The sequence below is a fragment of the Methylobacterium sp. Leaf466 genome, from assembly GCF_001425565.1.
Lineage (GTDB): Bacteria > Pseudomonadota > Alphaproteobacteria > Rhizobiales > Beijerinckiaceae > Methylobacterium.
Genome location: NZ_LMRC01000012.1, coordinates 164913 through 176657, shown reverse-complemented (window position 1 = coordinate 176657; position 11745 = coordinate 164913). Strand labels below are relative to the sequence as shown.

The window sequence follows — 11745 nt, the reverse complement described above, 5'->3', positions numbered from 1 at the left end:
GCCGACTCAGTTCGTCGGCTCGCCCGCGGCGACCTTGGCCGTCCAGTCGTCGAAGGCGACCACCGTCTGGCGTTGCCGCCCGAGCCCCGCGATGCCGAGGCTGACCACGTCGCCGCTCTTCAGGTAGCGCGGCGGCTTCCGGGCGAGGCCGACGCCGGGCGGCGTACCGGTGGTGACGACGTCGCCGGGCTCCAGGATCATGAAATGGGACAGGTAGGCGACGATCTGCGCCACCCCGAAGATCATCGTCGCGGTGGAGCCGGTCTGCATGCGCTCGCCGTTGACGTCGAGATGCATCGCGAGGTCGTCGAGGGCCGGCACCTCGTCGAGGGTGACGAGCCAGGGCCCGAGGGGACCGAAGGTCGGGCAGCCCTTACCCTTGGTCCAGGTGCCGCCGCGCTCCATCTGGAATTCGCGCTCCGAGACGTCGTTGCAGATGCAGACGCCGGCCACGTAATCGAGCGCCTCGTTGGCGTGGACGTAGGAGGCCGTCGAGCCGATCACCACGGCGAGTTCCACCTCCCAATCGGTCTTGGCCGAACCCTTGGGAAGGATGAGGTCGTCGTTCGGCCCGCAGATGCAGGACGGTGCCTTGTTGAACACGATCGGCTCGGAGGGGATCGCCGCGCCGGTCTCGGCCGCATGGTCGGCGTAGTTCAGGCCGATCGCGACGAAGTTGCGGGTCCCGCCGACGCAGGGGCCGAGCCGGGTACCGGCGTCGACCGGCGGCAGGCTCGCCGGGTCGATGGCGCGGATGCGCTCGAGGCTACTCCGGGACAGGTGGCGGCCGGCAATATCCCGCACGATCCCCGACAGGTCGCGAATCGTGCCGTCGGCATCGATCAGACCGGGCCTCTCGTCGCCCCTCGCTCCATGGCGGACCAGCTTCATCTTTTTCGCCTCTCGTTAACGGTCGATTAGGGAAATTGGGCCTCTCCGCCCGAGGGCAAGGCCGAAACGCCGACGATGCGACCGAACCTGTTGCACGAACCACACGGGCCCCGCTCAACCGGACATCACCTGCGCGTTTTTGTCCGGCACCTGCATCATCCTGCAGAATGTTTAGATGTGAACCAATTCTCGACTCACGGTTTCGATATCCGAGAAAGATGACTCGCTACGATGAAAAGCGATATCTCATCTCTATAACCGAAACAAATATCGATTTTTTTCAAGACGAACGGAGGGATTGCGAAGTCACGGGAGGCGCGGCAATCATGTTCCCAAGGCGGCGGCGCGGGGGTTTGGCTCGGGCACGCGAACGCCAGACACAAGAGCCAAGGCTGGGGAACGGGTCATGATCGGACATCTTCGGGGACTGGCCATCGCGGGCCTGTCGGCGACGGCCCTCACGGCGGGCTGGGGCGAGGCGCAGGCCGGCGCCTTCGCGATCCGCGAGCAGAGTGCACAAGCGCAGGGGTTGGCCTTCGCGGGCGCGGCCTCGGGCTCGGGCGGCGTCTCCTCCATGTTCTGGAACCCCGCCACGGTGACGATGGCGCCGGGCTTCGTGAAGGAGCAGAACCTCAGCTTCATCAACCTCTCGGCGCGGATCACGCCCCAGGCCGGCACCAGCCCGGCCTTCGCCGGCCTCGGCGGCAGCGGCGACATCGGCCAGGGCGCCATCGTACCGGCCGGCGCGACGTCGTATCAGCTCAACGATCGGATCTGGCTCGGGCTCCAGACCGGGGCGCCGTTCGGCCTCGTGACCAAGCCGCGCAACACCTGGGCCGGCGAAGTCTACGGGCGCTCCAACCGGATCTTCTCCCTCTCCTTCAATCCGGTCATCGGCTACAAGGTCAACGAGTGGTTGTCCGTCGCCGCCGGGCCGAACATCGAGTATTTCCGCCTGACCTTGCGTCAAGCCACCGGCGTGCTCGCGGGACCTCCCTTCAACGTCCCCACCGTCGCCCTGCCCAGCACGTCGCTCAAGGGCGATTCCTGGGGTGTGGGCTTCACGGCCGGCGCGCTGATCACGGCCCCCACCGGCACCACGCTGGGCGTCGGCTACCGCTCGTCGGTGCACCATGAGATCGAGGGTGCCGTCGGCGTGCCGCTGGTGGCCCTCGCCGGCCGGGCCGGTCAGGTCAGGGCCAACTTCAACACCCCCGAGAAGGTCACGGTGGGCCTGACGCAGGCGATCAACCCGGTCACCCGCGTCAGCTTCGGCTTCGAGTGGGACAACTGGTCGAGGGCCGGCGACATCGGCATCGTCCAGCGCAGCTCGGGCCTGACCATCTCGTCGCTGCCGCTCAACTACAAGGACGGCTTCACCTATTCGGTCGGCGCCGAATACGACTGGTCGCCGAACCTGACCGTGCGCGGCGGCGTCGCCTACGAGATCTCGCCGATCGATTTCGAGAACCGCTCCGTGCGGCTTCCCGACAGCGACCGCTTCAACGTCTCGCTGGGTGCGAGCTACCGCTGGAACGAGAAGCTCACCCTGCTGCTGGCCTATTCCCACCTGTTCCTGGTCGGCGACAGCAAGATCCTGGCGGGCGCCGGGCGCGACTACAACGAGCGCCTGCTCACCGGCCAGAGCATCGCGTTCGCCGCCGACACCCGCGGCAGCGCCGACATCGTGTCCGTGGGCTTCCGCTACGTCTTCGGCGAGCCGGTGCGTCCGGTGGCTCCGATCGTCCGCAAGTACTGAGCAAGGCCTGAAATCGGCACCGGCCGCGGAGGAATTCCGCGGCCCGGCGCCGGCGGCAGGCTGCGACGTCACGCCTTCATACGGACGTAGGTGCCTGGTGCGGGTCCGAGCGAGGGAAGGCCGGCCGCACCCGGGACGCGCGCCGGAACGCGGGCGGGCGCCTGATGCTCCAGCCAGGAGAACCAGTAGGGCCACCACGATCCCTTGGTCTCGGTGGCGGCGGCCAGCCAATCCTCGAAACGGCCCTTGGCCGGCCCTCCGGTCCAGAAGCCGTATTTCGGCTTGTCAGGCGGGTTGACGACGCCGGCGATGTGGCCGGACCCGGCCACCACGAGGTCGACCTTGCCGCCGAATTTCGACGAGCCCTCGAACACCGACAGAGCCGGGGCGATGTGGTCCTCGCGGGTGGCGAGGTTGAAGACCGGCACCTTCACCTTCTTCAGGTCGAGGCGGATGTTGCCGATGGTCATCTTGCCCCGCGCGAGGGTGTTCTCCAGGTAGCAGTTGCGCAGGTAGAACGAGTGGTTGGCCGCCGGCATTCGGGTCGCGTCGGCGTTCCAGTAGAGCAGGTCGAAGGGTAGCGGCTTCTTGCCCTTGACGTAGTTGTTGACGACGTAGGACCAGATGAGATCGTTGGGCCGCAGCATGTTGAACGCGGCGGCCATGCCCGACCCCTCGAGGTAGCCGCGTTTCTTCATCTTGGCTTCGATGGCGCTGATCTGCCCCTCGTCGGCGAACACCTTGAGATCGCCGGCGTGGGTGAAATCTACCTGCGTCGTGAGGAAGGTGGCGCTCTTGATGCGCTTGTTGCCGGTGGCCGCCTGCATCGCCAGGGTCACCGCCAGCAGGGTGCCGCCGACGCAGTAGCCGGCCGCGGCGACCTCCGTCTCGCCGGTGGCGACCCCGATGGCGTCGATGGCCGCCTCGATACCCTCGCGCATGTAGCTCTCGAAGTCCTTGCCGGCATGACGCTCGTCCGGATTGACCCAGGAGATGCAGAACACGGTCAGGCCCTGCGAGACCATCCAGCGGATCAGGCTCTTCTGCGGGTTGAGATCGAGGATGTAGAACTTGTTGATCCACGGCGGCACGATCAGGAACGGGCGCTTGAGCACCGTCTCGGTGGTGGGCGCGTACTGGATCAGCTCGATCAGATCATTGCGGAACACCACCTCGCCCGGCGTCACCGCCATGTTGACGCCGACCTCGAAGTTGGAGGGGTCGGTCTGGCGCACCCGCAACTGCCCCTTGCCCGCCTCGATGTCCTCGGCGAGCATCTTCATGCCGCGCACGAGGTTGGCGCCGTTCTCCTCCAGGGTGTGGCGGATGAGCTCGGGATTGGTCATCACGAAGTTCGACGGCGACAGGGCACCCGCGATCTGGCGCAGGTAGAACTGCGCCTTGTGCCGTGTGTGGTCGTCGATGCCGTCGGCTTCGACCACGAGCTCCTCGGCCCAGCGCGAGGTGATCAGGTAGCTCTGCTTGATGAAGTCGAAGACCGGGTTGGCCGACCAGTCGGCGTGCTTGAACCGGGTGTCCTTGGGCTCGGGTTCGGCCACCGGCGGCACCGCCTCGCCCTGGAGCCGATGCCAGGTCGAGCCCCACAGGGCGATGAAGGCCTCGCTCAGCTTGGCCTGCGCCTGCATCGCCTTCTGAGGATCGACCATCCAGCTCTCGGCCACCGTGCCGAGGGTGCGGACCACGTCGTTGACCTCTTCCGGGGGCTCGATCGGCTCGGGAACGGCGAGGGCGCCCGGCTGCGCCACCTTCGGCGCCATGTAGAGGGCGGCGGCGCGTCCGAACTCCTCCATGAACTGACTGGCGTTGCGGGACAGGGCCTCGATATCGGGCCGCGGCGTGGTGCTGTCGATGCTCACGCGTGCGAGTCTCCCTGAGTGTCGGCCTTGTCGCCTGCCACCGTGCCGGGTCCGATGCGGTGGGGCTAGCCTCGTTTCCGCCAAATTAACGCGCGAGTGCGACGGGACGCTACGGGATTCGCACCGCTTTCTCGCGCAGGACCGACATGCTCCGGCTCGCCGTCCCCGCCCTCGTCGTCCTGGCTATGGCGGTCACCGGCTGTTCGGGCGACGTCAGCCCGCTGCGCCAGGCCTACATGGCGCCTGCCGCCAAGCCCGTCGCGGCGCCGGAATTCGTGGCCGGCTCGCGCAAGACCGACGAGACGTTCCTACCGGTGGGCGTCTCGGCACCGGCGCGACCGATCCGCGCCCGCTCCAGCGAAGGCGCCAAGGCGCTGGCGGCCGAACTCGAAGGCGCGCGCGGCGCCAACGAAGCCAAGGGCCGGGCCGCCGAGAGCGCGGCGCGCGCCACCAAGCCCGCCAGCGCGACGCCCTAGACAGGGTCGCGTCGGCAGGCCAACGCTTCACCCTGCTCAGGTCGTTGGTCTGTCGCAGGTTTTCGACGCAAGGCCGGTGACCGCTTTTGCGAAACCCGCCTAGAGATTCCGGGTCGGCGTTTGGGCCGCGTGGTGCTAGACTCCCGTCGATGTCAAAGCGATGACAGATCAGCATGGACGGGCTTGCCCGTTCCGATGGACACCGTGAAGGCCATGACCGACTTCCACCGCATCAAGCGCCTGCCGCCCTACGTGTTCGAGCAGGTGAACCGGATCAAGGCCCAGGCCCGCGCCAACGGCGCCGACATCATCGACCTCGGCATGGGCAACCCGGACCTCGACGCGCCCAAGCACGTCATCGCCAAGCTGGTGGAAACCGCCGGTCGGCCGCGCACCGACCGCTACTCCTCGTCGAAGGGCATCGCCGGCCTGCGCCGGGCGCAGGCGAACTATTACCAGCGCCGCTTCGGGGTCGGCCTGAACCCTGACACGCAGGTGGTGGCCACGCTCGGCTCGAAGGAAGGTTTCGCCAACATGGCGCAGGCGATCACCGCGCCGGGCGACGTGGTGCTGGTGCCCAACCCGAGCTACCCGATCCACGCCTTCGGCTTCCTGATGGCCGGCGGCGTCATCCGCTCCGTCCCGGCCGAGCCGACACCGGCCTTCTTCCCGGCGGTCGAAAAGGCGATGCAGCACTCGATTCCCAAGCCCGTGGCGATCGTGGTCTGCTACCCTTCGAACCCGACGGCCTACGTCGCCTCCCTCGATTTCTACCGGGACCTCGTCGCCTTCGCCAAGCGCCACGAGATCATCATCCTGTCCGACCTCGCCTATGCCGAGGTCTATTTCGAGGGCGAGCCGCCGCCTTCGGTGCTGCAGGTGCCCGGCGCCATGGATTGCACCGTGGAGTTCACCTCGCTCTCGAAGACCTTCTCCATGGCCGGCTGGCGCATGGGCTTTGCGGTCGGCAACGAACGGCTGCTCGCCGCGCTCACCCGCGTGAAATCCTACCTCGACTACGGCGCCTTCACGCCGATCCAGGTGGCGGCCACCGCTGCCCTCAACGGCCCGGAGGATTGCATCGTCGAGATGCGCTCGATCTACAAGAAGCGCCGCGATGCCCTGATCGAGTCCTTCGACAAGACCGGCTGGAAGATCCCGAGCCCATCGGCGTCGATGTTCGCCTGGGTGCCGATCCCCGACAAGTTCAAGGACCTCGGCAGCCTCGAGTTCTCCAAGCTGCTTTTGGAGAAGTCGGATGTGGCGGTGGCTCCCGGCATCGGCTTCGGCGAGCACGGCGACGCCTTCGTGCGCATCGCGCTGGTGGAGAACGAGCAGCGTATCCGGCAGGCGGCGCGCAACATCCGGCGGTTCTTCGAGAACGCCGACCGGACGCTGCACAACGTCGTCCCCATGGCCAAGGCCGGGTGAGCACGCCGACCGCCCGACCCGGGAGCGCATCGTTTTTCGCCCTGCCGACAACCTTGTTGCCGGCAGGCGACACGTCTGCGCAAACGACGATGCCGACCATGCGCGGGTGGCGCACATGCTTGTCATGGGAGGGAGGGCGGATGCAGGGTCCTGCGATGCCGAACGGCGGGTGATCCGAGGATGGTATGCGTCGACTGAACCTGACCGTTTCACTGCTGCTGGCCGCATCGGCGGGCGCGTGTGCGCCCAATCCGATCGTCGCCCGCGATCCCGTCCCGGCTCCGGCACCCGGTGTCGCCTATGTCTGCGACACGCGGCCCCTCGTCCTGAACGCGATGTCGAGCACCTGCGAACCGGTCGAGCGGCAACCGCAGGTCGTTCTTCGCACCAAGGGCTGATGGATTAGCCATGAAAAAAGAGGCCGGACCAACGGTCCGACCTCCTCCTCGACGACGATCGACGTAGTGGTTTAGCGAGCGGGCGTCGGGTTCGAGGGCTTGGGCGCTACGGTCGGGTCGCCGGTGACCATCCCGTTGCTGCCCGGCGCCATACGCGCGCCCGGCGCCACGGCGGTCCCGGTGGTCGAGGGCGCGGCCTCCATGCTGTCGCCCTTTCCGACGACGCCCGACTTCGAACCGGCCGCGTTGGTACCGACGCTGTCATGGGTGGCCGGGCCGCTCTGCGCAAAGGCGGCGCCGGAGAGGCCGACGAGGACGGTGGCGACGGCGAGACTCGTGCTGCGAATCATGATGAGATTTCCAAGTTTGTGATGGGTTGCTGGCCTATCAACGCGGCATTCGCCGTTTCGTTCGGCAGCGATTGCCTCGATTGACGCCAATGCCAGATCCGATCACGCGGCTAGGCCCGACCACTCGGCCGAGCGGGGAATCAGCGCCGTGCGAGGACCGCATGTGATAGGCTTCCCGCAACCGACCGCCATTGAACTCGTCGTCTCGCGGAACGCCGACCACCGCCCAGGATATTGCCGATGACATTGCCGATGACACGCTTTCCGAAGACTGCTTTCTGCGCGTCACGCCCGCACGGACTGCAAGCGTCAGCGTGGACGTTGGGCGCGATGCTGGCCTGTTCGATTCCGTTCGCGGTCGGTTCGGCCGAAGCGCAGCAGGGTCGTGCGCTCGGCGCCTACGGTCCGGTCGTGTTGCGGGTCGACCGCGATACCGGCCAGCCCATCGTCGGACCCGAACGGCAGGATCTGCGTGCCGTGCGCGCGGTCCCCGTCCCCACCGTCATGAACGGAAGCGGGTTCGGCCTGTCGGGCGTCGACTACTACAGCGACGGCCTTCACGAGGGCCCGCTGCGCACCGGCAGGCGGACCAACGACTTCATCCTGGCGCCGGCCCTCCGGCCCGAACGGAGCCGCTGACGCTCCACCGGCTCTGCAGCGCCGTCAGACCGGTGCGGCGACGATAGCCAGGGGCAGCTCGATCCGGACCCTGGTGCCGGACGGGCTCATCGGGCCGATGGTCGTCTCTGCGCCGAGCTGGCGCGAGAGCGTCTGGATGAGCGACTGGCCGAACGTGCTCAGCCGCGTCGCGGTGGGCGAGACGCCGACCCCGTCGTCCTCGATCACCGCGACGATGCAGGTCGCCTCGCGCGCGATGCTCACCGCCAGCGTCCCCGGCGTGCCGGGGGGAAACGCGTGCTTGAGGGCATTGGTGAAGAGCTCGTTGAAGAGCAACGCCAGGGCAGCGGACTTGCCGGCCTGAACGAGCACCGGCATCAGGTCGAGCCGGACGCGGATGTCGGTGCGGCCGGTCGCCCCGACGAGGTCGTCGAGCAGATCGCGGACGTAGTCGGCCACGTCGAACCGGGAGACGTCGCCCGACCGGTGCAGCCGGTGATGGACGGTGCTCAGGGCCTCGACGCGCGAGAGGGTGTCCAGCAGGCTGTCGCGAAGGCGCAGGTCAGAGCGATCGAGACTCTGCAGCAGGATCATCGCGGAGACCATCTGCAGATTGTTCTTCACGCGATGGTCGATCTCGTGGACCAGTGTCGTCGCGGTCTCGAGGGCGGCGGCCAAGGCGAGATTGGCGTGGCGCAGTTCGTCGGTCTGCCGGTGCTGGTCGGTCACGTCGACCTGGGTGGCGAAGAAGTACCGGACCTCGCCGGACTTTCCGCGAACCGGGCTCAGGGACAGGGCATTGTGGAAGGCCGACCCGTCCTTGCGATAGTTGACGAGCTCGACCGTGAGATCCACTCCCGCCGCGATCGCGCGGCGGATGTCGGCGATGGCGGCGGCGTCGCTGTCCGGTCCCTGGAGAAAACGGCAGTTGCGACCCATCACCTCCAGGAGGGAGTAGCCGGTCAGGCGCAGGAAGGCGTCGTTGGCGAAGACGATGGGGTGATCGGGCAGAGTCGGGTCCGTCATCACCATGGCGATGCTCGACGCACGCATGGCCTCCGCGAACGGATGGGTTCGATCCAGATCGATCGACGGCATGGTCATCTCGTGCCGGGCCTCGGCCTCGCTCCGCTCGGCGGCACGCCGCGAAGCGTGCCGAGCCGTTCGCCCGACGATATCGGGCCATCGTGGGTTAAGCCGATTGATCGTCGCCCGATAGTGTCCGACGACATGGTTTACTGCCGACGACCGGTTTACCGCTTGTTTTACACAAAGAAATCGCGTCGGAAGGAAGGCATCGGGCATCGGACCGACCGGAGGAGAAATTCTGAATTCAGGTCTTTCGCTTCGCCGACGACCGATCAGCCCCGGTGCGAGGCCCCGAAGGAGGGGAGGGTGCGAGGGCCGCGGGAGATGCGGACCGCGTCGTGCGCTGCGATCCGGGCGATGCGAGCGGCGGCGGCGTTTACACCCCCGCCGGGCGGCGCTATCACACCGCTCCCCGCCCAACGCTGTGTGAAACACCTGATGCGCGCCGAGATCGAACAACTCTCGGATGCCGCCAAGCAGTCGATCGGACTGCTGAGGAGGCATCTTTGACTGGGATACCGTCGAGAAACGACTGGCGGAGCTGAACGCGGCCTCCGAAAATCCCGACCTCTGGAACGACGCCGAGGCCGCACAGGCGGTGATGCGCGACCGAACCCAGCTCGACGAGGCGGTCAGCGCCATCAAGAAGCTGTCGCAGGACCTCGAAGACGCCGCCACACTCATCGAACTCGGTGAGATGGAGGGTGACCAGGCCACGATCCTGGAAGGCGAGAACGGGGTCCGCGCCGTGGAGGCGGAGGCCGCGCGCCGCCAGATCGAGACGCTGCTTTCGGGCGAGGCCGATGGGCTCGACACCTACGTCGAAGTTCACGCGGGCGCCGGCGGCACCGAGAGCCAGGACTGGGCCAACATGCTCCAGCGCATGTATGCGCGCTGGGCCGAGCGGCGGAAGTACAAGGTCGAGATCGTCGAATGGTCGGACGGTGACGAGGCCGGGATCAAGGGCGCCACGCTCCTGGTCAAGGGCCACAACGCCTACGGCTGGCTCAAGACCGAATCCGGTGTCCACCGCCTCGTGCGGATCTCGCCCTACGATTCGAGCGCGCGCCGCCACACCAGCTTTGCCAGCGTGCGGGTCTACCCACTGATCGACGACCGCATCGTCATCGAGATCAAGGAATCGGACTGCCGCATCGACACCTATCGGTCGTCGGGCGCCGGCGGCCAGCACGTGAACACGACCGATTCGGCCGTGCGCATCACCCACAATCCCACCGGGATCGTGGTGGCGTGCCAGCAGGAACGCTCGCAGCACAAGAACCGCGCCACCGCCTGGAACATGCTGCGCGCGCGCATGTACGAAGCCGAGCTGAAGAAGCGGGAAGAGAAGGCCAACGCGGAGAACGCGGCCAAGACCGACATCGGCTGGGGTCACCAGATCCGCAGCTATGTGCTGCAGCCTTACCAGCTGGTGAAGGACCTGCGCACCGGTACCCAGTCCACCGATCCCGATGCCGTCCTCGACGGGTCGCTCGACCCGTTCATGGAAGCGTCCCTGGCCCAGCGGGTCTATGGCGGGGCGGGCGAGGTCGAGGACATCGACTGATCGATCTCGAGCGCCGTCGGTACGACGGCTTTCAACGACCGGCGTCGGACCAGGACTCGGCAGCGGCTGCCGCGCGCAGGAACCGCTGCGGATCGACCGGCTCGCCGTCGATCCGTGTCTCGTAGTGGAGATGGTTGCCGGTCGATCGTCCGGTGGAGCCGACCCGCCCGACGATCGCACCGGCGGCGACCGTCTGCCCGATGACCACCGCCAGCGACGAGAGATGAGCGTAGCGGGTCGCCAACCCGTTGCCGTGGTCGATCTCGACCATGTTGCCGTAGCCGCCGGCGTAATCCGCCGCCGTCACCCGTCCCGCCGCCGTGGCGCGGGCGGGTTCGCCGTATTCGGCCCTCATGTCGATGCCCGTGTGCATGGCGAGACCGCGAGTGAAGGGGTCGAGGCGCGGGCCGAAGGTGCTGGACGGCGTGAAGGCGCCGGACAAGGGCTGGCGCAAGGGGAGGGCGGCGGTGGCGCGGCGCCACTGCTCCTCCTCGGCCAGGGAGCGCTGCGCGTCCGACAGGGCGATGCCGAACGGGTCGGCGGCCAGCGGCACGAACGGACCTCCGAGCCCGACGCCGGCCTGACGGCCGAACCGCGAGGGATCGAGGCCGAGGCGGGCGACGACGCCCCTCATCCGACGGGCATTGCTGCCGGCCCTCGCGGCGATGCGGTCGAGGGCGCGCGACTGCAGGGCCGCGAGGCGATCGAGGCGCTGCTCGACACTGGCCAGGGCCGGCCCGCTTTCCAGGGCGGAACGCCGGCCCTCGCTGCCGTCGTCCTCGCGCATCCTCAGCTCGAGGGCGTCGGGGGTGGGGAAAGGTTTTGCGGGGTTCCGCGCCGTCGCCCCGGTCGGCGAGGGGGGCGCCGCCTCTACGGGGTCGGCCGGCAGACCCGAGGACTCGCCGGCGAGGTTGGACAGGAGCGACTGGCGCCGCTCCAGGGCGGCCTGGCGGTCGGCGAGGTCGCTGATCCTGCCCTCGACCGTCGTGCGCACGGCGGCACGCTCCATGGCCGCCCGGTCGAGCTGGAGCCTGAGGGCACCGATGCGCTCCTCGTAGGTGTATTGCATCGCGCTCTGCTGCGAGATGAAGCGGGCCAGCGCCTCGTCGTGGAATACGAGGTACCAGGTGACGGCACCCGCCCAGAGCACGGCGGCCGCCAGCGATACGGTCAGCACCCGCAGGCGCCGGCGCTCGTCCCGACCGCGAGCACTGCCGCCGACCTTCGTCGTGTCGGTGCGTTGAAGGAACGAGAACGGACGAGCGGCGAGACGCATCACTGGGGACCTG

The 11745-nt window shown here is 67.8% G+C and carries 11 protein-coding genes; 6 read left to right on the top strand and 5 right to left on the bottom strand.

Going from position 1 to position 11745, the window contains the following annotated elements:
- Positions 1-6 precede the first annotated feature (6 nt).
- Positions 7-891 carry a fumarylacetoacetate hydrolase family protein gene (locus tag ASG59_RS07145; protein WP_056407741.1) on the bottom strand — a complete coding sequence of 295 codons (885 nt, stop codon included), beginning with the start codon at positions 889-891 and terminating at the stop codon, positions 7-9.
- A gap of 406 nt (positions 892-1297) precedes the next feature.
- Between ASG59_RS07145 and ASG59_RS07140 the strand changes: the two genes are divergently transcribed.
- A complete protein-coding gene (locus ASG59_RS07140; RefSeq protein WP_055885679.1) occupies positions 1298-2650 on the top strand; it encodes an outer membrane protein transport protein in 1353 nt (450 codons plus the stop codon).
- Between the two features lie 68 nt (positions 2651-2718).
- Here the strand turns inward: ASG59_RS07140 and phaC are convergent, their stop codons facing one another.
- Positions 2719-4461 (bottom strand): class I poly(R)-hydroxyalkanoic acid synthase, encoded by a 1743-nt coding sequence (gene phaC, locus ASG59_RS07135; RefSeq protein WP_200938214.1) that lies wholly within the window; start codon positions 4459-4461, stop codon positions 2719-2721.
- A gap of 212 nt (positions 4462-4673) precedes the next feature.
- On the opposite strand from phaC, the gene ASG59_RS07130 reads away from it, so the two are divergent.
- The 3 genes from ASG59_RS07130 to ASG59_RS07120 all read left to right on the top strand — a co-directional run bounded on the left by ASG59_RS07130 (position 4674) and on the right by ASG59_RS07120 (position 6832).
- Positions 4674-5003, top strand: coding sequence for a hypothetical protein (locus ASG59_RS07130; RefSeq protein ID WP_056407739.1), 330 nt, complete (start codon positions 4674-4676; stop codon positions 5001-5003).
- A gap of 213 nt (positions 5004-5216) precedes the next feature.
- Positions 5217-6434, top strand: a complete 1218-nt coding sequence (locus ASG59_RS07125; RefSeq protein ID WP_055886389.1) for an LL-diaminopimelate aminotransferase — start codon at positions 5217-5219, stop codon at positions 6432-6434.
- A gap of 185 nt (positions 6435-6619) precedes the next feature.
- Complete coding sequence (locus ASG59_RS07120; RefSeq protein WP_056407737.1) at positions 6620-6832, top strand: hypothetical protein; 213 nt, start codon at positions 6620-6622, stop codon at positions 6830-6832.
- 71 nt (positions 6833-6903) lie between these two features.
- Here ASG59_RS07120 and ASG59_RS07115 read toward each other — a convergent pair whose 3' ends face one another.
- Positions 6904-7182 (bottom strand): hypothetical protein, encoded by a 279-nt coding sequence (locus ASG59_RS07115; RefSeq protein ID WP_055885666.1) that lies wholly within the window; start codon positions 7180-7182, stop codon positions 6904-6906.
- A gap of 240 nt (positions 7183-7422) precedes the next feature.
- On the opposite strand from ASG59_RS07115, the gene ASG59_RS07110 reads away from it, so the two are divergent.
- Positions 7423-7821, top strand: a complete 399-nt coding sequence (locus tag ASG59_RS07110) for a hypothetical protein (RefSeq protein WP_156399146.1) — start codon at positions 7423-7425, stop codon at positions 7819-7821.
- A gap of 24 nt (positions 7822-7845) precedes the next feature.
- Here ASG59_RS07110 and ASG59_RS07105 read toward each other — a convergent pair whose 3' ends face one another.
- A complete protein-coding gene (locus ASG59_RS07105) occupies positions 7846-8853 on the bottom strand; it encodes a PAS domain-containing protein (RefSeq protein ID WP_210168505.1) in 1008 nt (335 codons plus the stop codon).
- A gap of 474 nt (positions 8854-9327) precedes the next feature.
- Here ASG59_RS07105 and prfB point away from each other — a divergent pair.
- Positions 9328-10456, top strand: a protein-coding gene (gene prfB / locus ASG59_RS07100) for a peptide chain release factor 2 (RefSeq protein ID WP_156387689.1) whose coding sequence is annotated in 2 segments (ribosomal slippage) — positions 9328-9396 and positions 9398-10456 — 1128 coding nt in all. Because the reading frame shifts where the segments join, the coding sequence is not laid out codon by codon here.
- A gap of 31 nt (positions 10457-10487) precedes the next feature.
- Here the strand turns inward: prfB and ASG59_RS07095 are convergent.
- A complete protein-coding gene (locus tag ASG59_RS07095; RefSeq protein ID WP_082524033.1) occupies positions 10488-11732 on the bottom strand; it encodes a peptidoglycan DD-metalloendopeptidase family protein in 1245 nt (414 codons plus the stop codon).
- Positions 11733-11745 lie beyond the last annotated feature (13 nt).